We start from the raw sequence: 23,057 nt of genomic DNA on the forward strand, positions 1-23,057 counted from the left end.
ATCATTCATTGGTGCTACCCTCACCCTGGGCCACGGATGGGCCACCAAAGAGACGGTTGAGCGCCAAATTTCCCCGCTGCGCGGAGTCGGCTCTCGCGCGCGAATAACGCTGCGTGACTTGCAGCGACGAATGACCAAGGATCGCCTGGACATCCGGCGCTGATAGATTTGCGTCGAACAGCAGCGTCGCCAATGTGTGTCTGAGATCGTGAAATCTAAGCTGATGCTCGTTTTCGCCGAACCGCCTGATTGCGCTCCTGAGATCATTCCACTTCAGATCTCTAGAGAGATTTGTTGACGTGATCCTCCCGCCCCTGGGTCCCGGAAATAACAGATCCGTCTTCTCTTTGGAACTCATTGCCGCGAGTATGTGGGGCAAGAGCTCCTCGGGTATCGGAACCAATCGCGACTTATGCGACTTCGGCGACGACTCCTGAAGGGCACCTGATCGGTTGCCCGTAACCTGAACGCGAACGTTCAGCACCTTTCGATCAAGGTCCACGTCACCGACCCTCATACCGGCGGCCTCACCTAGGCGAATACCAGCAAAAACAAGAACACAGATGATCCGTCGGTATGGTCCCTCAGGAACTGCTGCGATCAGATTGCGTATTTCGCTAGCGTCCAGCGCCCGAGACGTGGGATCGCGCTGCTCTTCCTTCGGCAGGTCAATTTCCAACGTGACGATGCTCGACACCAGATTCGCCTTCTTGGCCGCGCGCAGCAAGTTTGCGAGAACCGCGATGGCATCTCGCTTTGTTGAAGAACCTCCCGTCCAGCTCAACATGGCTTCTTCAACGACGGTCGGCGAGATTGTCTGAAGTCGCATGTGTCCTAGCGAGGGTTTGACCCGAATCCGCCACGCTACGCCGTACGCCCGAATAGTGCCCTCGGCCAGCCGTGAGGAGATTACTGGCCAGTACCGCTCGTACCATTCTGAGAGTGTGGTCGTGTCAGAGATAGTTCGACCTCTTGCGGCAAGAGATCGCGCCTTCTTGGCCGCGGCGGCAGTTGATGCGTAGCCATTTTGCTCGCGCCATTTGCCTGATCCGTCTTTGTACCTCAGACGCCACTGGAACTTGTTGCGGTCTTCCCTCCAACGCACCCCCTCGGGCAGATCTTTGTCACTCGACATTCGATCGGCTCCCACCTTGCGTCAGGTACGAGTCGAGCGATGCCTTCGACCACAATAAGAGTCTGCCAACGCTTGAGTCGGGCTCGGGAAATTGACCTTTTTGTCTGAGGTCATCGAGTGTGCGTGGTCGAGATCGCACGTATTCCGCCGCTTCCTTCTTTGTCAGGTACGGCGAAATCATCGCGTTCATTCGTGACTCGCAGACATCCGAATGTTCTTTCGAACATCGTGAAGATACTGCGCGTAAGTCATATAGGTTCCGCGAAAGAATCGGGTCACCTCGCCCGGCCCGTCAACGATTCCGACGCCAGGAGCCGCCAGCGAGAGTCGAATGATCATCTGCGCGGTTGCCAATGGGTGCAGCATGCGAACGCCGTCCGCGTCTACCGTGCGCAGACTTATCCGGAAGGCCAGGTTGGATCGCTCAGAGCCGCCGATTATCGCCGCGTCCGCGCGCTGACTCAGGAGGACGACGCGAAAACCGACCTTCGCCCCCTCTTGAATAATTCGCCGAACATTGCGCCGCACCCTTGGCGCATAACGCTCGCCAGGGCGGCGGGCGTCAGCAAGGTCATCTGCTTCGGAAGTGGAGATGAGCGCCGGGTATTCTTCAAGCACTGCGACGAGCAGCGGAAACTCGACCGAAAAGTCTTCGAACTGGTCCAAATCGCTGGCGAGCAGGTAATCAATGCGTCGATCGAGTTCCTCGACTAATCGATCGAGCACCTCGACGTGTGGGCCCACATCAGAGAGACGAGAGGCGCGCCAATCGGGATGAAGAGCGTCCGCGAATGGCTGAAAGATAAGCCCGGTCGGGTCGCAGCCAACGACGGCAACCTCGTCATAATTGGCAGCTGTCGCCAATAGCCTGTATACAAGCTGTGATTTACCGCTTCGGGACTGACCCGCAACAGCAATCCCCCATGGCGATACCAGGTCGATGATGACCGGCGCCCCAGATTCGTCTTGACCGAGCATCACTCGTACGCAGCTGGACATCTAGCGCCCCCGCGATTCGCCAAGAAGATCCCGAAGGACGAAATGGATTTCTACGCGAGACATCTGTGCTGGCGCTGCGGTCACGGTAACTGGGACATTGACAAAGGCATGGCTAGCGATGCGGTTCGCCGCGGCTTGCCACTCTGAGATGGTTTGACCCTTCAAGAGTCGAACACGCAGCACAATTCCCACGGCTTCGACTCTGTAGTTTTCGACCGCTGGAAACGCTCGAAAGTGCGTTGCTGCACCACCAGGCACTAAACCTGCCTTGTCGACGATAAAGCGCCAACCGATGAGCACTTTTCTCAGGAGAATCTGAGCGTCGCGATCCTTGACGACGTCGAGCCGTGTGTCCCACAGCGTGCGAACGACGAAGCTATTAGACGCCCAAACAGCGAGCGTCATCACCGACAGAATCAAGACGGCCCCGTTTTCAGTGAGGGCCGAGAGGAGAATTAACCACAGGCAGGCAAGGGGGCCCCACAGTTCACGGACCCAGAACAGACGAAGTCTCATCTACTCGCCGCCCTTTCGAATCGCAAACGTCTCAAGAAAGACCGTTATTCCGAGGTCAAAACCCTCGCGCGTGTTTCGTATGCGGATCTCGCCCACGCCAGAGCCGACCAGAACAACGCCGAGAGGAAGAGAAGAGGGAAGTTCCATCGTCGATTCAACGGAAACTTCTTCCAGACGTTGGCCCAACACTTCAACAATGGCCTTGAAACCGAAGAGCGGGCGATTCTTTGCGTCGAGCTTGAAGCCGTCAGTCACGTTCCCGTTCACATAGAGCTTTTTGGCGCGGGAGACGAAAGAACTGGGAGTGAAACTCGCCGAACTGCCGTTGATGGGGATATTTACTGAGGCTGGCACTGAGATCTCCTATACATATAGCGATACGAACAATAGATCCCATCATCACACATATATTGGTTAATTTATTTGTAAATGATGCATTTGTGTCTGCCGTTTCGCTATGGTTTGGAAATGCCCGCTTACCTGACCTCCACAGCGACGGCAAACCAGCTTGAAGTGTCCCCTAAGGCGCTCTTGGACCTCATCGCTGCAGAGTTGATTCCCGAGCCGCTAACAATCGGCAGACAAAAGTTGTTCGAGGCGGAGACCATCACACGTTTCTTGGAGGAGCGGACTGAAGCATCTCGACCTCGTCCCCCGGGCTACGTCGTCCGTGTTCATTCCAAGATGCCTGCAAAGGACGACGACGAACGAAAATGGATCGGCTACGCACAGACGTATGACGCGGGGCTATCGCAAGATGAAAATGATGCGATTCGCCGTAACGCGCTCCGCGCCTGGTGGCCAGTTCGCGAGCCTTCGCGTTACGTCGGGCAAGTGCTCGTCGCAACACTCGCCAGCTTCGTCGTAGCGACTTACAGGATCGACGGTTTCACCGAGGGGTACGGGCGGGTGAGCTTTCGAGTAAGTGAAGCCCCACGCGATGCCGCTGAAATCCTCGACGGACATCGGCTGCGCATGCGCCCAGGCCCGATTTCGCTTCCACTCGAACCGTAGCCAAATCATTTCCCGTCGAATTCTTCTTCACTAAATCAAGCCGTCGCTCGCGGCGTCGCCGCGGCGACGGTGCTTCGCCACAATTTATCCGCGCCGGCCACTTCGCGATCATTGTCTGGCGCGACCGATTCAATGGACTAAATAATTTCAGACCTTTGCTAGTTTGAGAAGACTGGACAAATTCCTAGAAGGAATCTGTAGCGAAGGTTGAAAAAAACAAATGCTGTCATCTCTCGAAGTCATTAACTTGATCTTCAAGGACCCCGCCGTACTCCATTCGCTCAGCGAATTCGAAGACATAGGCATCCCCGTTGAAGACGCTCTTGAGATCACGGAACGGGTGATCCAGTCCGGGAAATACGCGGGTTCGCTGGCTTACTACGTCAAGACACTGATCACCACCCGATCGGGCCTATCTGAGTACTTCGTTTATTCAGCGGAGACGGGACAGTCTGCGCCTGAGGAGATCGTCCGTCAGCTATGGCTCAAGAAGCTAATGACGACATATGGATATCCTGCGGAGCAGCTTGACATCGAGGTGCCTGTCCACTTCGGTACGGAAATCCATCCGAAGGCAGCGGACATTGTTGTCTACACCGATCGATCCAAGTCGACAGCGAAGATCATCGTCGAGTGCAAGCAGCCCGATTCTGCGGAAGGAATAGAGCAGCTCAAGAGCTACATGAACTCAAAAGGCGCTCCTTCTGCGGTTTGGTCAAATGGTGCAGATCGAATCACCTTGTATCGGTCCGTCAAGGGAAATTTTGACGACACGTTGCCTGACCTTCCCAAAAACGGACAGAGCTTGCAAGAGGTGCTTGAGGCACCAATCACGATCGATGACCTTCGGGAGACTTTTAACTTCAAGCGTGTGATCCAAGACCTCGAAGAATTGGTTCTAGCCGACAGCGGGACAGACGAATTCAACGAGATCTTCAAGCTGATCTTCGCAAAAATTTGGGATGAGAAGTCCGCCTCGAAAACCAAGGGCAAGACGACCCGTTTCAGAAAAAGCGTCGAACCCGAGAAAACGTACACCGCGATAAACACGCTGTTTGCCGAAGCCTGCGAAGAGTGGCCGGGAATTTTCGACGACGATCAGGATATTGAGCTTGCAGCTCGCCATCTACAGGTCTGTATTGGTCCGCTGGAAAAGCTTCGATTCATGGGTTCGAATCTTCGAATCATGGACGACGCGTTCGAATATCTATTGCCCTCCGAGGCAAAGAAAAAGAAGGGTCAGTTCTTCACCCCTCGCCCGGTAATCGAAATGTGCGTTCGCATGCTGAACCCAAAGTCGGGGGAGTTCGTCATGGATCCGGCGTGTGGCTCGGGGGGATTTCTGCTTCACACCATGGATTGGGTGTTTCCGGCACACACTATGGAGCAACGCGAGCAGCGGAAGAGTGAATACGCCAGCAGGTACCTTTGGGGAATTGATTTCGAAAAACGAGCAGCAAAGACGTCGCGCGCGTTAATGCTCATTGCGGGTGACGGCCACACAAACATTTTCGGCCCCGACGTGAACTCAATCGACCCTCGCACCTGGTACGACAACACATCGGGCCAAGAGTTGATACGTGGCCTTAAAAAACACAAGAAATTGGTTCAAGCGAAGATTCCGGCAGGCGACCCACTTCTTGATCGCGACAGAGCGTGGGAATACTTCCAACACCTCAATTTCGACATTGTCTTGGCAAATCCTCCCTTTGCCGGAGAAATAAAGGACAGTCAGACGTTGGCGCACTATGAACTCGCCGGACCGGCGATAAGACGCGCTAAGGGCAAGAGACAAGTGAAGGAAGAACGTGATGTGCTGTTTATCGAACGCATCATCGACATGTTGAAGCCTGGCGGCCGCGCCGCGGTCGTACTTCCGCAAGGCAAATTTAATAACCCATCGCTTTCGTATATTCGCGAGTGGATCCTCAACAAGGCTCGTATTCTCGGCGTCGTCGGATTACATCAAAACACCTTCAAACCACACACCGGAACCAAGACCTCCGTGCTTCTTCTTCAGAAATACACTCATTCTGAGTTGGCTGAACACGCAGCCCTAAGCAAGACCATTGCCTTGAAATGCCCCGACATCAAGAACGATCTGCGTCAAATCCTGGCCGAGGTACACGGGGACGACGATATCCCCACTGAGTCAATTCCGGGACTAGTTTTTGACGTCTTTGATGCTGCATTCCCAGAGCCGTTCGATCCCGCCGACTACGCAGACGAAAGTGGTGAGATCCGTGGACGCGAGGAGATGAAGAGCTCCAGCGAACAAGCGGCAGCAAATGTGCGCGCGCAGATCGTCGAAATCGAGAAGGCGCTGAAAACGGAAGCCGCCGGTCTCCAGGTCGCCATCGCTTCTGTCAAGACAGCTCCAGACCGCGTCGATCAGGTTAAGAGGTTGCGCGACAAACATCGAGAAAAGGCCGCCGCCGATAAGGCAAAGCTCAAGGAACTCGGATCCGAGCATCTAGCCCTAGTTGACATTCTGAATCGAATTCGAGTCGATGAAGCTCGAGAAACCAATCGGGGCCAAGCTCAGCTGTTCTTCGACACTCCCGACCTAATAAGCGATTACAAGACCAAGTGGATCGCAAACGAAACGCTCAAGGCCCTCGATTACCCAGTCTTCATGGCCGTGAGCGAACGGGGCGGAAAGGATTCCTCAGGTAATTACACTTACATCTACAAAAGCGTCGACGACGCAACCAAGAGAGATTCCCTAGGGCACATATTGGTCGATCAGGACCTAGTCAACTTTGAACTAGACAAGAGGGACCTCGAAAATATCGCTGGCATTCCTGCGAGTGATCTAGACATTGCCGAGCAATTCATCCTGTTCGCGAAGGAGCAGAATCTCAGCTTTTGGACACAGCCATGAGTGTCGTGACAAGCGTGAACGTTTCTGAAATGTCCGCTCAGAACCGGTTTTCAGCCGAATTCTTTGATCCTCAATACGAATTCAGGGCAGTCGATGATAGCGAATGGGTACCGCTCGGAACCGTGCTAAAGCAGGTCCAATACGGGCTTTCCTTGGCAATGAACGACACGGGCTTAGGTTTCCCAATCTTACGAATGAACGAGCTGGATCTTGGGTTCGTGAAGAGCGCTTCGAGATTCGCAGATATTGATGACGCAGTTTCCCTCAGGTACCTAATTGAGCCCGGGGACGTGTTGTTCAATCGCACGAACGCCTTCAACATGGTTGGCCGAACCGGCATAGCTCTGTCTGCACAAGGTACAGTTTTCGCTTCCTACCTGATTCGATTGCGACCCGACCCGACCCGTGTACTGCCTGAATACCTAACCGCATATTTGAATACCCCGTTTGGCATTTCCCAGGTGCGTCGACGCGCGATGCGTTCGATCAACCAGGCAAATGTGAGTGGCTCGGAAATCCGAAAGGTCAAGATCCCACTTCTGCCCATGAGCGTGCAGGGCGAAGTCAGGGACCTTCTCCATAAGAGCCACGAGTCAATTTCCACGTCAGAGAAAAAGCACGCGCGGGCGATAGAGATCTTGAACCTGCAGCACCCTCTGATTTCGGCGATTCCTGGAAACATCAGCGTTGTGAATTTTCGGATGCTACTCGACGACAGACGGTTTGATGCCGAATTCTTTTCGCCTGGTTCGCTATCTTTTGCGGCCGGTATCGCTGACTCGGTGACGTCGATAGGCCTCACGTCGGCCATGTTGCCCTTGTCTGTGAACATCGACCCCCGAAAAACACCAGATCTCGAATACAGATATGTCGAGCTGTCCAATATTGATCCGCGCACTGGAGCAATTGCCGCCGGTCAATCGCGGATCGGGTCGGACCTTCCCTCACGAGCTAGACGACGCGTCCAATCTGGTGACGTTGTCGCGTCGTCTGTCTTAGGTTCACTGAACAAGGTGGCCTATGTGGACGACGCCTATGACGGGGCAATCGTATCCACTGGTTTCTTTCATCTCCGACCTTACAAATGGTCGGGGCACTTCGTGCTCGCTCTAATGAAATCGCGATGGGTAAAAGACCAATTTCAACGCTACGGCAATGGCGGGATACTCAGCGCCGTCCCTGACGACGCCTTGGAAAAGATTAAGATTCCGGCGTTCTCTGATGAAACGATTGAGGAAGTCTCTCGGCTAGGTGAAGAGTCCCAGGATGCAGTTAACGAGGGGCGCGCCTTATTTAGAGCAGCCATCGAACTGACTCAGCAGTCGGTTTGCGAAAAAATTAAGCCCTGAGGTACTGAGCGAAGGCCTAGTCGAAGAAATCGGAATCGATCTCAACCACCGCATATGTCTGCCTGGCCTGCACACCAACACGATATTTGATCATCAGGTTTACCAATCGGTCCCCGTCGATAAGAATGACCCGAATCGGAACTCCGTTCGCGTAAGCAACCGCGGCGCTTGTAAAGGCGCTTGTGGTTATGAAAACACCCCTCGAAGCTCCGAATCCGTGCAGCGCTCCCACGAATGCCTGAATGGTTTCGCGACTAATGTTATTTCCTTGTTTATAGCGTTTGGCCTGCAGATAAATGCGGTCCAAGCCCAGCGCATCCTGATCGATGACGCCATCAATTCCTTCGTCTCCGGTTCCGCCAATTCGCTTGCCCCGCTGCTCGGCACCGCCGTAGCCCATTTTCAAGAGGAGCGCTACGACGGCTTCTTCAAAAAAAGCGGGGTGACTCTCGCGTAGCCGTTGCAATAGCTGTCAGCGACGGTCTAAGAGTGGGCCATTTTCGACGGTGTAAAAGTCGGCCACGTGTGTGTTGTTATTCTGCCGTGTTCTCGGGTCTGGTGGATGGGAGGGTTTTGATGCCGGTGTCTTTCAGCCGGTAACTGGCGCCTTTGAGGGTGATGACTTCGGCGTGGTGCACGATCCGGTCGATCATTGCCGCGGCGACGACGTGGTCGCCGAAGGTGTCGCCCCAGCCAGCGAAGGGCAGGTTGCTGGTGAGGATCAGAGAGGCGTGTTCGTAGCGGGATGACACGAGTTGGAAGAACAGGTTCGCGGCGTCTTTGTCGAACGGGATGTAGCCGACCTCGTCGACGATGATCAGTCCGTACCGGCGGAGTTTGCCGAGTTCTTGCGGGAGCCGCCCGAGTGTGTGCGCGGTTTGCAGTCTTGTGATCCAGTCCGTCGCAGTGGCGAACAGCACCCGGTAGCCGGCGTGTGACGCTTTGATGCCCAGGCCGATCGCGAGGTGCGTTTTCCCGGTACCGGGCGGGCCGAGGAGGACGACGTTCTGGGCGTCGGCGAGCCAGCTGTTGGTGCCGAGGTGCGCGATGGTGTCGCGCTTCAGAGCGGGTTGGTGATCGAACGCGAAGTCCTCGATCGATTTACGTCCCGGAAACCCCGCAGCGCGAATCCGGAGCTCGGCGCCGGACGCTTCGCGGGCAGATACTTCACGAGAGAGCACCGCGGCGAGGTACTCCTCGTGCGTCCAGGAGGCGTCACGGGCTTGTATGGCGAGCCGGGCCGCGGCCTCCCGAATGCGTGGCGCTTTCAATGCTCGGGCGTAGTACTCGATTTGGCTGACGGTCTCGTTGCTCATCAGGCGACCTCACCGGCCGGGTCGAAGCTGACCCCGAACGCCTGGTCGTAGTCGGCGAGGTCACGGTCATACCGTTCCGGTACCGCAGGAGTTCGGGTTTGAAACAAAGTCCGTAACGTCTTGGCTGAGCCAACATGGGTTGGGTCGGCGATCGACTGACCCCTGGCCCATACCCGGTCGTGCTGCGCGAGCAACTTCCCGTCGAGGGTGACGGTCACGGTACGCAAGTTCGCGCGCACGTCAACCATCCGGCCGATACCAGCAGGGTCGACGGAATAGTCGTTACCGAGCACGGTGACGTAGTAATCCCTCGGCAGCCTGACCTTCGAGCTGAAGCCAACGTTCGGCGCGATCGGCGGCAGCGGCACCATCGCAGCACGGTCCACGCCGATCAGCTCGGAAGGTTTCGCGGCGAGGCGGCGAACCTGCCGGTTATTGGCCCGCCGCAACCACACGACCAGCTGGTCGTTGAAATCGGCGGGTGAGGTGAACGTACGGCCAGGTAGGAACGAGGTTTCTAAGTATTGGTTCGCTCGTTCAACGATGCCCTTGGATTCCGGGTCGAACGGTTTCAGCTGCACGATCCGGGTCGCGAGGGTACCGGTGAACGAGGCAACACCTTCGGCGAACGAGTTCCGCCGGCCGATCCCGGCCTCGTTATCCCAAATCAGCCGATGCGGCACGGCCCCGAGCTGACCCTGCAGCAGCTCCCACATCCCAGCGAGCAGATCGGGTGTCGTGCGGGTGGGCAGCATCATCGCGGTGATGAACCGTGAATTCGAGGGCACGATCACAAGTACCGGCGGTGACCCTGTTTGACCGTGACCGAGCGGGATCTTCACCGGCGGGAACCACAGATCACATTGCGCCTGATCACCCGGCCGGTAGCTGAGCCGGTCAGCCGGGTCAGCGGGTGCGTACTCCGGGCGGAGCCGGGCCACATTCTGACGAAACCAGGTGATCGAGCCCTGCCAACCCAACCGCTCCGCGATCACCGTCGCAGGCATCCGCGGATACGCCTTCAGCAATTCCCTGATCGCCGGCTCGAGATCGCGCACCTCCGACGGCCTCGGCGGCCGGACGTACTTCGGTGGCCCATCAGTACTAATCGCTTTCGCGACCGTGTCCCTGGCCAGCCCGAGCCGTTTAGCGATCTCTCGCTGCGACAGCCCCTCACCCTTATGAAGGCGACGAATCAACGCCCAATCTTCCACTGTGATCACCCAATCAATCGTTCCTCGGGTGGCCTAGTTTTCGACCGTCGATCCTGGCCTACATTTCAACCGTCGCTGACACAATAGCTCGTCACCGACGCTCACCTGGATTCGGTTGATCGCGTCCTCTATTTGCTCGACAGGCTCTAGCGATTCCAGCGTTGCGACCGACGAGTCGAGGCCAGCCGCCCCCGCTTTCTCAGACTCCTTAGGCCAGAATGGCGAAAATATTTCACGAGCAGTGGCGTAGGTAAGCTCCCCTGGTTCGGAATCGAGCCAAGCTCTGCCGGACGGACTTATCGAATATGTCGCGCGCGCCGGTCGATCAACCCATCCAGCTTTTGACAAGTGAGTCAGGGCCCAACCTATTCGCTGCTCATATCTAAAGCCGCCTGAGTTCAAGGTTTCTGCCCGGGCCGCTTCGGTCAGATCGGCGATTTTCGCCGCCCGGTCAAACACGTCTCGGCGATGCAGCGCTTCCCCATCGCGCAGCACTTCAAGTACTGGCGCGACCAGGGCGGGCCAAATTGGAACAGCCGAGGGAATCCCGCTGTCTAGCTCAACTGCCATAGGTAACCCCCGAGGAACGATGAGTTCAGAGTATCGGTCCTAACGCCCGGCAGCCCGACGTCCAAGTCGCCATATCGCCAATCTCGCGCAAATTGACATGCGCCTCGCCAATGACCGGAATGGGGCAACTCGTCGGCGCTGTAGAAATCAATATACCCATCCTGAATTCTTCACCCCGATCAGGATTTGGAGAAGTTGTATGTCTGCCCTCCAATTCTCTCAACCCGCGCGCGCCCAGACAGGAGTGGACCTCCTCCCCGCGAGCCCTCCGTTGTAATGGTCATCAGCCCATCGAATTGCGACGCTGATATCGACAGAGATCGGCGCTTCATCGTCCCCGTTGTTCACCATCCACTCTCTTCGATCGGCCCGTTGACGCGTTCGGGTAAGTCCCGAGAATGACCAGCCTGGACGACTCTTGGTTTTTCGACTAACCGATACGATTACCGCCTTCGAACCGAAATTACGATGACACGATGCGCGACAATCATGCGGGCCCGACGAGGGGCAAAGATCGCAGGTGAACTTACGAGCGGCTTCGAATAGTCGCACAATATGCTGGTAGGAATTTGACGAAAGCGCCGAATCGACTGATTTCAAAGAATACCCGAGCGCCTTAGCGAGGTACCAGAGTTGCTTCGCTGAACTAGATTCCAGCTCGATCTCTTGAGAGTCGACCTGGGCGCCCCATCGAACCTTTCGGCCATTCACGAACGTCATCGTCGATTGGGCATGCAGGCCGAGTTGCGTGGCGGAGGTTGCCTCGATGGACGGCATGCGGATGATTAGGTGAACGTGCAAACTTCCCCGGCGTTGCCATTCACGAACGAGCGCGAATTCAAACCTTGGATATTGCTTTCTCAACTTTGATCTGGTCACGTCCCAGAGTTTTCCCATGTCGTGATTCCAAGCCACCGCTCCGTCATAGTCATACCGCTCAAGATCAATCGGCAGGCCGCGAAACTGGTCCTCGTCCTGCGAATGTTTTGTGCCGCAGGCACAACGTCCTTGACCATCGTGATCTGACATCGTGTGCGTCTTTCCGAACGACGGAGCTGTCAATGTGAGAAAGAACCATCGGTAGTCCCCTGTGGATTCACTACGGAGCCCGCTGCGGAGTATGGCCTTCCAGTCGTTCGCGTAAATCGTGCTACAGCTAACGCACTTTGTCTTGAGTCGTGACCCGCAGCGAACACGTCGATTTCCAGAGACCTCGATCGGCCGAGAGCAATAGCGCCGCAGAATTGCCTCAGCGAGATCGTCCTCACTCGACGTGGTGGGTTCGGCAACGTTCATTTGAACCCCGGCCTACGACCTCGGAACTCGGGCCACCAGCGGGCCACGAATCTGGCGTACACAACTACTAACGTCCGGTATCCAGTCGCAATGTTTGAGTCAATTGCTAAGTAGTACGGATGTACAGATCGGAGCGTCGACCTGAAAATCGAAAGGTCACCGGATCGACGCCGGTCGGAGCCACTGCCCTACTTCGAGGCTTCTACTTGGAGTAGGGCTTTTTTTGTGCCCGTTGGCAGTGCCCAACGGATGACGAGACCCGATGCGTCGACGCCTGGGCGTTGCTCAGCAACCCTCGAGCGCAACTCGCTATACAGGCGTATGTTCGAGCTATGACTCCTGGCGACGACCCCGACTTCATGCACGACTTCACGGTTCCCCAAGATGCAGACCTGGTCTCCGAACCCACACCCAAGGGCACACCCGCAGACGGCGACACGGATGCCCGTACCGACGACCTCGACGACAACCCCGTCGGCAACGGCGGGTCGTGATCGAACGGTTGTTACTTCCCAACGATGGAGTTGCAGACACGCGCTGTCATAGCCGGATTTCGGAAGGACCGAGCGTCTCCCGACGCACTTAGCGCCTATGAGGAATCCGTCAGGCAGCCTCACCTCCGGCGAAATGAACAGATACCCCGCCGGTGACTCAACCGGGCAGCACACGTCGTGCAGCGCCTGTGGCGCACCAGCTAGAATCGGTGCGTGATCGGGAGCGTCGACGAGATTGTGGTGGATTGTCGGCATCCGGAAGACCTCGCGCGATTCTGGGCGGCGATTCTGGGCGGCGAGCCCCGGGGCCGTGACGAAGCGTGGTGGTACATCGTTCCACCGGGGTGGAGCCAGCTTTCGTTTCAGAAAGTACCCGAACCGAAGTCGGTGAAGAACCGGCTTCACATCGACGTGCGCGTCGGGGACATCGCCGAGGCGACCCGCGAGGCCGAGCGACTCGGAGCCAGACGGATCGGTGACGTCCACGCCGATGTGGCCGGATCATTCCAGGTGCTCCAGGACCCAGAGGGCAACGAGTGGTGTGTGGTGAAACCTGCCTGATGCCACCCGAGACGCGCCGAGTATGGTGGGTCCGTGGACATCGTCGATGAAGCGGTCGAAGTGCTGCGCATGGTGGGCGTTTCGCTGGAAGCTGGCCTCTCAGAATCTGAACTCCGCCGCATCGAGGGTACGTTCGGCTTCAGGTTCGGCCCTGATCATCGAGACTTGCTATCGAGGGTGCTGCCTCTAGGCAAGGGATGGGTCGACTGGCGACACGACTCCGACGATGAAATCAGGATGCGGCTCGACCGGCATAAGGATTGGGTGCTTTCCTACGTTGTCGAGAATGACGTGTGGGGTCGCACGTGGGGAGAGCGGCCAACCTCGTTGTTCGAGGCGGCAGACATTGCGATGAGGCACATCAATACGTGGCCGACTCTGATTCCGTTATACGCGCATCGATACATGCCTGCCGAGCCCACCGAACCAGGTGCACCGGTCTTGTCCGTTCACGGGCTCGACACGATCTTCTACGGCACAAATCTCGCAAAGTACTTCTTGACGGAGTTTCGCCTCATGGATTGGGAACCTCCCGCCGACTATGGCGAAGATCGAAAGCCGCCGTGGTCTCAGCTCGAATTCTGGTTCGGAGAACCTGACTTCTGGTGAAATGACATCCGTCTGTTCGTTCGTTCCTTCACATTCAGAATGCGCCGAATCGCAGAATGCGGTGGCCGCTAGCTCAGTTGGTAGAGCGTTCGACTGAAAATCGAGAGGTCACCGGATCGATGCCGGTCGGTGCCACCGGACCCTCGTTGAGGCTTCTACTCATGGGGGTTCTTTTAGCTTTCAGAGGCCTAGTGTTGGCTCATGGCGAATTCCCCGTCTGGAGACTCTCTGCTTTCTCGTTTCGTCACGATCCTCGGCGCATTCGATTCGCATCGATCCTCCATGACGATCTCCGCGTTGTCTCGTCGAGTGGGGATTCCTCTGGCCACCACCCACCGGCTCGTCGGGCAGCTTCTGGGCGAACGGCTCCTCGAGCGTGGGGCAGAGGGGGAAGTCCGTCTCGGCGTTCGACTGTGGGAGCTCGCTTCCCGCGGATCACGTACGACTGACCTGCGCGAGATCGCGCTTCCGTTCATGGAAGACGTGCAAACGGTGGTGCAGCAACACACAACCCTGAGCGTTCTCGACAGCGAGAACGTGCTGTACATCGAGCGCCTCACGACGAAGGGTTCCGCGGTCAATATCACCCGGATCGCCGGGCGGCTGCCGATCCACGCCTGCTCGTCTGGGCTCGTATTGCTGGCCCACTCCTCTTCTGAGTTTCAGGATGATGTGCTCTCCAGGAGCCTCATGCGATACACCGAGAACACCGTCACGGAACCCGCCTCTCTTCGACGGTTGCTGGCCGAGATCAGGATGCTCGGCTTCGCATCTGTTCCGGGGATCATCGTGCCGACCACAACGGGCATCGCTGTGCCGGTGTTCGAGGCGGGCGACCGCGTCATCGCGGCGCTGAACGTGATCGTTCCCCTCGGCGAGGAAGATCTGCGCGCGACCGTGCCCGCGCTCAAGACTGCGGCACGCGGCATCTCCCGTGCGCTCGGAGCCCAACGCCCACGCGACATCGGCGCCCGGATTCGGCCCGGTTCCTGAACTCGTCGACGACATTCGACACTGAAATCGGCTCTCGCACGACTACCTTTCTTCTCATTCAACGGGAGCCACCCGGTCGGTGACGCGCATGGTTGGCATTCTTCAGAGGACAAGATTCTCAGGTCAACGAAGACGGGAGTGTGGAATTCGATGCGAGTTCTTCATGGCAAAATGCAGGAACGATTCGACGTAGTCGTGGTGGGGTCGGGTGCGGCGGCTCTGACAGCCGCCGCGACTGCGGCGCACGAGGGCAAGAGCGTAGTTGTGGTCGAGAAATCGGCTCTGCTCGGAGGCACCTCGGCGGTATCGGGCGGAATGCTCTGGATCGCTGCGAACCACCTTTCCCGCGCCGCGGGCATCGCGGACTCAGTAGAGGATGCCGCCCGATATGTTCGAGCGGTGTCGAGAGGTCGCGGTCGGAATGAGTTGTTCGATGCGGCCATCGACCACGGCGATGACATGCTTCGCTACGCTGCACGGGAACTGGGCGTGGAATTCTTGCTGCTCGACAATTTTCCCGACTATCGCATGGATCTCCCGGGATCCATCAACGGTGGGCGCACGGTTGAGCCGGAGCTCTACGACGCTCAGGCCGCTCTTGGAGACCTGCGCCAATTCGTGCGAAGCGACGGGCGCCTGCCGTTCACCATGCAGGAGTACGAGGAGTGGGGAGCATTCACCCATTTCCCGTGGGACGAGCTGGCGGCCAGGGATGCTCGCGGTCTGGTGGCGAAGGGTCAGGCTCTGGTCAGTATGCTGCTGGCCTCGTGCATCGCAGACGACGTCACCCTGGCCGTCGATGCCCGAGCCGAACGACTACTCATCGAGGGCGGGCGCGTCACGGGCATCCATGTCGACGGGCGCACCATTCATGCAGACGACGGTGTCGTGCTGGCCTGCGGCGGCTTCGAGTGGGACAGGCAGCTGACCGATGGATTGCTTCAGACCCGATTGCATGCCGTGTGCTCCCCGCCGTCGAATACCGGCGATGGTCTTCGAATGGCCCAGCGTATCGGGGCACGAATCGGAGGAACCAGAGAGGCGTGGTGGGCGCCCATGTCGGTCATCCCGGGCGATCTGCGCGACGGCGAGCAAATCGGCACCCTTCTCCGATTCGAACGGCAGGGCCCCGGGTCGATCATGGTCAACCAGAAGGGTCGCCGCTTCGCGAACGAATCCCAGAACTATAACGATCTCGCCCGATCGCTTCACTCCTGGGACCCAGCGTCTAACGCGCCGCTGAACACGCCGGCCCACGTCGTCTTCGACCACACCTACCTCGAACGCTATGGGATTCTCAGCCATCGGGCGGGCGAGCCGACGCCGACCTGGTTGCGCGAGGGCGCGACCCTTACCGAGCTCGCTGCTCAGATCGACGTGGATGCGTCTGCTCTCATCGACACCGTCTCTCGCTTCAATCACTTCGCCGTGCTGGGCGAGGACCCGGATTTCGGGAGGGGGCTCAGCCGATACGACACCTACTGGGGTGACGCGGCAAATCTCTTTCCCAACCCGAGCCTCGGTCCGCTCGCCACCGGGCCGTTCTACGCCATTCCCGTCGTCAACGGCGCCTTCGGCACGAGCGGTGGCGTCTCGACAGACGCATCGGGCCAGGTTCACGATGTCGACGACGACCCCATTCCCGGGCTCTTCGCTGCGGGAAACACCACCGAGAGCGCCTACGGAGCGGGGTATCCCGGGGCCGGCGCGACGCTCGGACCCCTCATGACCATGGGGTACCTGATAGGCCGCACGCTCGCGGAGCGCCCGATCGGCTATCTGGCTGAAGTCGCAGAGGCGACAGCGCAGTGATCCGCCACGTCGTGCTCTTCCGGTTCGCCGAGACCTTCACTACGGCGATCGAACAACGCTGGTGCGCAGAGCTCGCCGGGCTGGTCGGGGCCGTTCCGGGGCTCAGATCGCTCGATGTCGGGCGAGACATCGGTGGCGATGACAGAGCGTGGGACTGCGCCATCGTCGCGGATTTCGATTCAGCCTCCGATGTGACGGGGTATGCCGGGCATCCACTTCACACGCCGTTGATCGCACTTTCGAGCCCCCATACCCGTGAGATCGCGTCTGTCGACTTCCTGATTGCGGAGCCGAACAAATCGAACGACCGCAAGGGAGGCTCTGAATGAACGTCACCGAGATGGCACAACAGGCACGCACAGCTGCGGGCCGCGTGCAGGGCAAGATCGTCATCGTCACCGGAGGCAGTGGGGATCTCGGCGGCGCGTGTGTGCGACTGCTGGCCCGCCACGGTGCCCGCGTCGTCAGCTTCGACGTGACAGGACCCGCTGACCCCTGGGAGGAGGCGGGCGTCACCTCACTCGAACTCGACATCACCGATCCGGAGCAAGTGGAACGCGCCGTCGCCCGGGTACTCGAAGACGTCGGCATTCCCGACGTCTTGGTGAATGCAGCAGGAATCATCGGCCGAGCGGCGCCGTCGCACGAGTCGACCCTGGAGGAATTCGACCGCATCTTCAACGTGAATGTGAAAGGCACGTGGCTCACGACGAAATACGTGGTGCCTGCCATGATTGCGGCTTCTCGAGGAAGCATCGTGAACTTCTCCTCGATTCATGGCATCACGGGCGGCAAGAGCGTTCCCCTCTATCATGCGACGAAGGGTGCGGTTCGACTGCTCACCAAGTCGGACGCCGCAACCTACGGTGAGTACGGGATCAGAGTGAACTCGATCCACCCCGGTTCTATGAATACGCGGATGAGCCGGACAGCGGCCGAGATGAGCATGGTCGGGCCCGAGGCCTACTACCGACAACTTGTCGAGGGCAATCCGCTGCGCAGGCAAGGCGAGCCAGAGGAGATCGCCTACGGCGTGCTCTACCTCGCCAGCGACGAATCACGGTTCACCACCGGTTCCGAACTCGTCATCGACGGAGGCTACACCGCAGTCTGAACAGAGAATCGGCACGGCCTCTGCCCACGGCATCTCGCCCAACCACAACCCCAAACTCAACCAACTACCGGCACCACGTCAAAGGAGACAGAATGTCCACCACAGTTGCACCATCGGCGATCCCTCAGCGCATGCCCAGGAAGGCCGCGGCGTCGGCTTTCGTCGGCAGCGCACTCGAGTACTACGACTTCTTCATCTACGGCTCGGCAGCAGCCCTCGTCTTCAATCACGTCTTCTTCTCGGCGGCGGATCCGGCGATGGCGACCATCGCGTCTCTCGCCACCTTCGGCGTGGGCTACGTGGCACGGCCGTTCGGCGGCCTCATTCTCGGCCACTTCGGAGACCGGATCGGCAGAAAGAGGGTCTTGATCCTCACGCTGGTGATCATGGGAGTTGCCAGTCTGGTCATCGGCTTCCTTCCCACCTATGGCCAGATCGGCGTCTGGGCACCGACGCTTCTCGTGCTCTGCCGTCTCGCGCAGGGGTTCTCGGCTGGCGGGGAGGCCGCCGGCGCGAGCACTCTCGCGATCGAACACGCCCCGGAAAACCGCAGGGCGTTCTTCTCGGGCTTCACCATGGCCGGATATGCCGCCGGCATGGTTCTTGCGACCATCGTCTTCATTCCCATTGCCGCCCTTCCGGAAGAGCAGCTGTACTCGTGGGGCTGGCGGATCCCGTTCCTCTTGAGCGCGGTCGTTCTCGTGGCCGCCTACGTGGTGCGCTCCCGACTCGACGAGACCCCGGTCTTCGCTGAGGCGCAGTCCGTCGCCGCCGTCAAGAAATTCCCCGCCGCCGAGGTGTTCCGCTACCAATGGCGCGACGTGGTTCGGGTACTGGTGTGCTCCCTCTTCGCCGTGACCCAGACCACCTTCACCGTGTTCGGACTCGCTTACGCGACCAGCCCGGCCGTCGGTGTCGATAGAGGGGCCATGCTGTGGGTCGCGACGGTGTCGATCGGCGGGTCCCTCGTGACGATTCCGCTCTTCTCCGCGCTGTCTGACCGAATCGGCCGACGCCCGGTGTGGATCATCGGGACTCTCGGGAGCGCTGCCACCATCTTTCTCTACTTCTGGGCGATCTCCACCGGATCCATCCCACTCATCTTTCTCGGCGGATTCCTCAACATGACACTGTTCTACTCGATGGTGAACGGCTTGTGGCCTTCCTTCTTCGCCGAGATGTTCGCGGCTCCCGTTCGGTATTCGGGTTTCGCGATCGGTACCCAGCTGGGATTCCTCCTCGCAGGCTTCGCCCCGAGCATCTGCTATGCGATTCTCGGCAGCGGGATCGACGGGTGGGTCCCCGTTGCGATCTTCACGGGGTCCTGCATGGTTCTCTCGGCCATCGCAGCGATCACTGCTAAGGAATCGTTCCGTATTCCGACCGACCAGCTCGGCGTGAAGGCTCTTCGTGTCGCCGCAACGCAGAAGTCAGCAAGAGTCCCCTCCTCGATCGGGAGCACCCGTACCGAGGTGCCCAACCTTCGCTGACGGTGCGGCGACAGAGGCCCATCGCTGGAGGGGAAGAATTGGAAAAGGCGCTGTCATCGCGGATTCCCGTGATGGCAGCGCCTCAGCCGGTGAGGGCAGCGACTACTTCGCTGCGCGGACCTCCTCGGCAGAGAGTTCGACGGCAGCGAAGGCGGTATCGTCGTCGAACGATTTGATGCGCGCCACGTGGAAGATGATCAGCGCGTAGACGGCTTTGGCGAGAATGTCAGCGACGGAATAGCCGACCTGCTTGTAGACCCAGGCATCAGACCCCGAGATGTTCAGCAAGGGCAGGAGGTAGGCGATCGGGTACACGCCCCAGCTCAGCAGGAGGAGAAAGCGGAGTCGGCTCAGAGTCTTCCGCACGCCGGCGGGCTGCTTGTCGAGCGATTTGCCGAGCTGGACGAACAGCACGTAGAGGATGTAGATGAACGGGATGGTCGACAGGAGTCCGAACAGGCCGCGAATACCGTTGTCGCCGCTGATCTCACCGGGGTAACCGAGAGCGATCATCAACGCTGCTGCGGGCACCAGACGCGCCAGGAGCCGCGACTGCACCGAGCGAGCGAGAGCGAGAACGGCCACGAGCTCCACCAGGAGCAGCGGAACGGTGAGGAGCCAGTCGACATACCGGTAGCCCTCATTGAAGCCCTGCCCGACAGCCTGGGTGTAATCGCCCGTGCCGCCGACAGACGTGGTCACGAACGCGGACTTGAACGAGTCGAAGATGCGGAAGTAGTGATACGCAGCAATGCCACAGACGATGATCGCCACTGTGATGGCCTGCCGATACCGCGGGAGTATCCGGGGAAGCGAGATCAGAAGGAACACCGCCGTGAAGAGCTGCGATGCAATCACAAGCGAGAGGAAGTTGTACACGGTCTCGTATTGGCCATGCGAGAGGAGGTCAGGTATCACGGCGTTCTCCATCTGATCGGAATCGGCGAAGCGCCCCGAAAGTGCTTTCTTCTGGGGCACACCAGATACCTTACAAGCTAAGTAACTTATTAAGTCAATCAATTTGTGAGCATTCTGAAGGACGATCTGTAGAATGAGGCGATCAGAACAGACGAAGTGACGGGCTTGCTCGCAGCCTCAGCCAGCCGGAGGTGAAATGTGCGTGAAGAGCAGGCCCCCCATACGCTGAGCGGGTTCCCGAAAGCTGCGACAGACTTCGTGAGTGCGCTGGAGGCCAACCGGCTGCGCATCGCCCGGGATGCCGGCGTCTCGGCCACCGAGTTGCGTGCGCTGTTCAGGATCGCCCAGGCCGTGAGCCTGACCCCGAAAGACCTTGCTTCGCACCTGGGTATGACAACGGGTGCCGTGACGGCGATTTCACGACGCCTGGTCGATCTCGGGCTCGTGCACCGGGTCGATCATCCGGATGACCGGCGGAGCCTCTACCTCGAACTCTCAGCTTCGGGTCACGACCTGATGACACAGATCCATCGGAGCTTCAACGAGATGCTCGCAGCTTCAGCCGGACACCTCGACTCTGAACAGCTCAGCGACTTCACTGCCGCCTTGGAGTCGGTCACCGCCGAGATCCGATCCCGGTTGAGCTCGCTCTGAATCGGTAACCCAGAGGTGAGCACGAGGCTGCGGCCCTGTTGCGCAGCCCTCCCCCCGCGCGACGAGCACCCGCATCAGCCGCGCGAATCGCACCCGTCAGTGTTGGCCTCGAGCCAGCCACGCATCGACCGTGTCGGCAATGAGATAGTCGCTCACCGGCTGACGCCCGATGAGGAGCTGCGTGATCACGGGGCCTGCGACCTGCAGGTAATCGGTGGGATCGAGTGTCACAGGCGTCTGTTCGAGAAGCAGATTCAAGGCCGCGCGACGGTCGGCGAAGATCCGCGAGAGCGCGTCGGAAGCATCGGGATCCTGACCGGCCTGGGCAGCGATGGTCAACAGGGCCGCGGCCGTTGCCGTGTCGCTGAGGCCGGCCCGCAGGCTGGTGAGGAATTCGATCATGACCTGCCGGGCATCCGGGCCAGCGCTCGGGTACCCGACATCGGGGCCTGTGAGGATCACATCGGCGAGAAGTGCCTCCCTCTGGTGCCAGTGCCGGTACAGGGTCTGCCGGGTCAGTCCACTGCGGTCACTGAGCGAGGTGTACGTCAGCGCAGCGGGCCCACCGTCGAGGAGAATTTCACGGGCCACTGCGAGCGCATTCGCCCGGGTGCGCTGCACCCGCGGGTTGACCCGGGTGCCCGCGCTTTCAGTGCTCACGAGTCCATACTCTCACTTGTGAATCATACGCTTCGTATGATTGACTCTTGCGAGTGACCGAATCCCGTCAAACCGAGTCCGCGCCTCCCATCGGGTCTGTGTCGACCAGCCGTGTCGAAGCGTTCAGCGACGGGGTGTTCGCCATCGCAACCACCCTGCTCATTCTCGAGATCACCGTGCCTCGTGTCGGTGAAGAGGGAGACCTGTTCGCCGCACTGTTCGCCCTGTGGCCCTCGTATGTCTCGTACCTCGTGAGCTTTCTCACCATCGGTGTGATGTGGATCAATCACCATTTCTTGATCGGCCTCTTCGCGCGCGTGGATCGGCCACTGCTTTTTCTGAACCTCGGCCTACTCGCGGTTGTCGCGTTCATCCCGTTCCCCACGGGCGTGCTCGCCGAGTACCTGGTCGACGGCACGACTGCTCAGCTCTACGCTGCTACCGCTCTCTACGGCGTCACGATGGTGCTGCTGACGACGATGTTCCTGCTGCTCTGGCTGCACGTGCGCCGGTCTGGTTCGATCCTCAAGAGCGCTGAAGCGGCACACCCGGTGGCGAAGCGGGCGATCGTCTTCTGCGTGATTGCCGCTGCCGCCTACCTCGCAGCGATCGGAATTGCAGCAGTTGTGCCTGTTGTCTCGCTCGTTCTGTTCACCGCCGTCGCCGCGCTCTTCGCCGTCGGACGTCTCGCGCGTTCGTGACCGCACGGCAGCTGGATGACCGGCACGAACTCGATTCTGACGCCCGACCCTGGGCTGGCCGACCGAGGCCGCTTCGGTTCGCTCTGTCGGCTTCGTCTTCAGACATCGAGACGTTCATCCGCGGATCACTGGGCCACCCCGGGCCCTGGAGGCCCTCCTACGTCTTCGACCATGGGGCCACCGTGCTGATTGCCCGAGCTTCGGCCGGGGCACTGGGATCGCAGGAACTCGTTCCTGCGAGTTGGGGCTACCTGCCCCTGTGGAACAACGGCGAGCTCGCACCTGTCACGAGCGTGGGCATCGAGCGGATCGGCATGAACGGGTTGTTCCGCGACACGCTTCGAGACCGGCGATGCCTGATTCCGTTGACGGGCTACTTCGACTGGAAGGACGAACCGGGGGCATCGGAGCCGTTCTTCGTCTCGGGGAATGCGCCGATGATGGCTTCGCTGGGCGTCTACAACGTCTCGGCAGCAAAACCACGAGAACGCCTTTCCGTGGCATTCATCACGAGAGACGAAACGGTCGACGCTCGTCGACGCACGGCTCCGATGATTCTCGGCCGGGGCGATTGGAGTGCCTGGCTCGATCCGGGAGCCGATGCCCGGAGCCCCTCCTTTCTGCAGGAACTGAAGCGCCGCGCGATCGAGAAAGCAGAGAAGCTCACCATGCATCGCGTCTCCGATCGCATCAACCTGGTGAATCCGCGCAATTCAGCGAGCCTCATCGCGCCGAGATGACGTCGGTTCGCGTCGCGC

General features: G+C 59.1%; 25 protein-coding genes and 1 tRNA gene. 15 read left to right on the forward strand and 11 right to left on the reverse strand.

The features are described from left to right. Nucleotide 1 precedes the first annotated feature (1 nt). From KPL76_RS01900 to KPL76_RS01915, 4 genes are all read right to left on the reverse strand, one after another. Nucleotides 2-1,135, reverse strand: a complete 1,134-nt coding sequence (locus KPL76_RS01900; protein ID WP_216334694.1) for a site-specific integrase — start codon at nucleotides 1,133-1,135, stop codon at nucleotides 2-4. 186 nt (nucleotides 1,136-1,321) lie between these two features. Then, nucleotides 1,322-2,113, reverse strand: a complete 792-nt coding sequence (locus tag KPL76_RS01905) for an FtsK/SpoIIIE domain-containing protein (RefSeq protein ID WP_216334695.1) — start codon at nucleotides 2,111-2,113, stop codon at nucleotides 1,322-1,324. A 21-nt stretch (nucleotides 2,114-2,134) separates the two neighbouring features. Continuing rightward, entirely contained in the window at nucleotides 2,135-2,650 is a 516-nt protein-coding gene (locus KPL76_RS01910; protein ID WP_216334697.1) for a hypothetical protein, read from the reverse strand. Beyond that, complete coding sequence (locus KPL76_RS01915; protein WP_216334699.1) at nucleotides 2,651-3,004, reverse strand: hypothetical protein; 354 nt, start codon at nucleotides 3,002-3,004, stop codon at nucleotides 2,651-2,653. A 114-nt stretch (nucleotides 3,005-3,118) separates the two neighbouring features. Between KPL76_RS01915 and KPL76_RS01920 the strand changes: the two genes are divergently transcribed. From KPL76_RS01920 to KPL76_RS01930, 3 genes are all read left to right on the forward strand, one after another. Beyond that, complete coding sequence (locus KPL76_RS01920) at nucleotides 3,119-3,664, forward strand: hypothetical protein (protein WP_216334700.1); 546 nt, start codon at nucleotides 3,119-3,121, stop codon at nucleotides 3,662-3,664. 220 nt (nucleotides 3,665-3,884) lie between these two features. Further along, nucleotides 3,885-6,548 (forward strand): N-6 DNA methylase, encoded by a 2,664-nt coding sequence (locus KPL76_RS01925; protein ID WP_216334707.1) that lies wholly within the window; start codon nucleotides 3,885-3,887, stop codon nucleotides 6,546-6,548. Continuing rightward, nucleotides 6,545-7,897 (forward strand): hypothetical protein, encoded by a 1,353-nt coding sequence (locus tag KPL76_RS01930; RefSeq protein ID WP_216334708.1) that lies wholly within the window; start codon nucleotides 6,545-6,547, stop codon nucleotides 7,895-7,897. Before KPL76_RS01925 ends, KPL76_RS01930 begins: the two co-directional genes overlap by 4 nt. A gap of 16 nt (nucleotides 7,898-7,913) precedes the next feature. On the opposite strand, the gene KPL76_RS01935 is transcribed toward KPL76_RS01930, so the two are convergent. The 5 genes from KPL76_RS01935 to KPL76_RS01955 form a co-directional block, all read right to left on the reverse strand. Beyond that, a complete protein-coding gene (locus tag KPL76_RS01935) occupies nucleotides 7,914-8,363 on the reverse strand; it encodes a restriction endonuclease (protein WP_216334709.1) in 450 nt (149 codons plus the stop codon). 67 nt (nucleotides 8,364-8,430) lie between these two features. Next, entirely contained in the window at nucleotides 8,431-9,213 is a 783-nt protein-coding gene (gene istB, locus KPL76_RS01940) for an IS21-like element helper ATPase IstB (protein WP_216333198.1), read from the reverse strand. After that, entirely contained in the window at nucleotides 9,213-10,436 is a 1,224-nt protein-coding gene (gene istA / locus KPL76_RS01945) for an IS21 family transposase (RefSeq protein WP_216333196.1), read from the reverse strand. Before istA ends, istB begins: the two co-directional genes overlap by 1 nt. Before the next feature lie 24 nt (nucleotides 10,437-10,460). Further along, entirely contained in the window at nucleotides 10,461-10,997 is a 537-nt protein-coding gene (locus KPL76_RS14910; RefSeq protein ID WP_216334710.1) for a winged helix-turn-helix domain-containing protein, read from the reverse strand. A 219-nt stretch (nucleotides 10,998-11,216) separates the two neighbouring features. Next, nucleotides 11,217-12,293, reverse strand: a complete 1,077-nt coding sequence (locus KPL76_RS01955) for a replication initiator (protein WP_371733924.1) — start codon at nucleotides 12,291-12,293, stop codon at nucleotides 11,217-11,219. A gap of 332 nt (nucleotides 12,294-12,625) precedes the next feature. Between KPL76_RS01955 and KPL76_RS01960 the strand changes: the two genes are divergently transcribed. The 9 genes from KPL76_RS01960 to KPL76_RS02000 all read left to right on the forward strand — a co-directional run bounded on the left by KPL76_RS01960 (nucleotide 12,626) and on the right by KPL76_RS02000 (nucleotide 19,366). Continuing rightward, entirely contained in the window at nucleotides 12,626-12,787 is a 162-nt protein-coding gene (locus KPL76_RS01960) for a hypothetical protein (protein WP_216334712.1), read from the forward strand. A gap of 213 nt (nucleotides 12,788-13,000) precedes the next feature. Beyond that, entirely contained in the window at nucleotides 13,001-13,348 is a 348-nt protein-coding gene (locus KPL76_RS01965) for a VOC family protein (protein WP_216334713.1), read from the forward strand. Nucleotides 13,349-13,381: 33 nt separating this feature from the next. Then, a complete protein-coding gene (locus tag KPL76_RS01970) occupies nucleotides 13,382-13,957 on the forward strand; it encodes a hypothetical protein (protein ID WP_216334714.1) in 576 nt (191 codons plus the stop codon). 60 nt (nucleotides 13,958-14,017) lie between these two features. Further along, nucleotides 14,018-14,095: transfer RNA gene (locus KPL76_RS01975), tRNA-Phe, on the forward strand. Nucleotides 14,096-14,158: 63 nt separating this feature from the next. Continuing rightward, complete coding sequence (locus KPL76_RS01980; RefSeq protein WP_216334716.1) at nucleotides 14,159-14,950, forward strand: IclR family transcriptional regulator; 792 nt, start codon at nucleotides 14,159-14,161, stop codon at nucleotides 14,948-14,950. A 171-nt stretch (nucleotides 14,951-15,121) separates the two neighbouring features. Next, nucleotides 15,122-16,762 carry an FAD-dependent oxidoreductase gene (locus tag KPL76_RS01985; protein ID WP_253202113.1) on the forward strand — a complete coding sequence of 547 codons (1,641 nt, stop codon included), beginning with the start codon at nucleotides 15,122-15,124 and terminating at the stop codon, nucleotides 16,760-16,762. Next, nucleotides 16,759-17,091, forward strand: a complete 333-nt coding sequence (locus KPL76_RS01990) for a Dabb family protein (protein ID WP_216334720.1) — start codon at nucleotides 16,759-16,761, stop codon at nucleotides 17,089-17,091. The genes KPL76_RS01985 and KPL76_RS01990 overlap by 4 nt, the downstream gene beginning before the upstream one ends. Beyond that, entirely contained in the window at nucleotides 17,088-17,876 is a 789-nt protein-coding gene (locus KPL76_RS01995; protein ID WP_253202114.1) for an SDR family NAD(P)-dependent oxidoreductase, read from the forward strand. The genes KPL76_RS01990 and KPL76_RS01995 overlap by 4 nt, the downstream gene beginning before the upstream one ends. A gap of 92 nt (nucleotides 17,877-17,968) precedes the next feature. Next, nucleotides 17,969-19,366, forward strand: coding sequence for an MFS transporter (locus KPL76_RS02000; protein ID WP_216334722.1), 1,398 nt, complete (start codon nucleotides 17,969-17,971; stop codon nucleotides 19,364-19,366). A 102-nt stretch (nucleotides 19,367-19,468) separates the two neighbouring features. On the opposite strand, the gene KPL76_RS02005 is transcribed toward KPL76_RS02000, so the two are convergent. Next, a complete protein-coding gene (locus tag KPL76_RS02005; RefSeq protein ID WP_253202115.1) occupies nucleotides 19,469-20,344 on the reverse strand; it encodes a bacteriorhodopsin in 876 nt (291 codons plus the stop codon). A gap of 138 nt (nucleotides 20,345-20,482) precedes the next feature. On the opposite strand from KPL76_RS02005, the gene KPL76_RS02010 reads away from it, so the two are divergent. Continuing rightward, entirely contained in the window at nucleotides 20,483-20,938 is a 456-nt protein-coding gene (locus KPL76_RS02010) for a MarR family winged helix-turn-helix transcriptional regulator (protein ID WP_216334724.1), read from the forward strand. Nucleotides 20,939-21,034: 96 nt separating this feature from the next. Here the strand turns inward: KPL76_RS02010 and KPL76_RS02015 are convergent, their stop codons facing one another. Then, nucleotides 21,035-21,598, reverse strand: coding sequence for a TetR/AcrR family transcriptional regulator (locus KPL76_RS02015; RefSeq protein WP_216334726.1), 564 nt, complete (start codon nucleotides 21,596-21,598; stop codon nucleotides 21,035-21,037). Between the two features lie 53 nt (nucleotides 21,599-21,651). Between KPL76_RS02015 and KPL76_RS02020 the strand changes: the two genes are divergently transcribed. Both KPL76_RS02020 and KPL76_RS02025 read left to right on the forward strand, forming a co-directional pair. Continuing rightward, nucleotides 21,652-22,299, forward strand: a complete 648-nt coding sequence (locus KPL76_RS02020; protein WP_216334728.1) for a TMEM175 family protein — start codon at nucleotides 21,652-21,654, stop codon at nucleotides 22,297-22,299. Next, on the forward strand, nucleotides 22,296-23,039 hold the full coding sequence (locus KPL76_RS02025) for an SOS response-associated peptidase family protein (RefSeq protein WP_216334730.1): 744 nt from the start codon (nucleotides 22,296-22,298) through the stop codon (nucleotides 23,037-23,039). The genes KPL76_RS02020 and KPL76_RS02025 overlap by 4 nt, the downstream gene beginning before the upstream one ends. Nucleotides 23,040-23,057 lie beyond the last annotated feature (18 nt).

The organism is Subtercola sp. PAMC28395, from assembly GCF_018889995.1.
Taxonomy (GTDB): Bacteria; Actinomycetota; Actinomycetes; order Actinomycetales; family Microbacteriaceae; genus Subtercola.